The 278-nt window shown below is 36.0% G+C and carries 1 pseudogene; it reads right to left on the bottom strand.

Annotation, left to right across the window (positions count from 1 at the left end):
- Nucleotides 1-98 precede the first annotated feature (98 nt).
- Nucleotides 99-278, bottom strand: a pseudogene (locus HC176_RS19910) (dGTPase); the annotation flags it as partial.

Below are 278 nucleotides of genomic sequence, written 5' to 3'. Positions count from 1 at the left end.
AGTGGCGAATACCAGCACCGGAAGAATGAAATATAATCTTTTGCTCATATAAGGATGTAACTACTTCCGAAGAAACTAGTACGGCAAAATACGAAAAATTAAATTTTCAGCCCCTTGAATTTTTTGAAAGACGAAACAATATTACTGTCTGTTAATGAGGAGATATAGCTGCAAATTTTTATGAGCTTCTCATAAACCGGAAGATCTTCAAAATCTCCCGCATGAGGAATAAGTTTTAAGACGAGTTTATTGTAGTTCGTATACACCTCATCCTGCGG

The sequence above is a fragment of the Tamlana crocina genome, assembly GCF_012037625.1.
The sequence above is the reverse complement of the archived record's forward strand: the minus strand, read 5'-3'. Positions and strand labels throughout refer to the sequence as shown.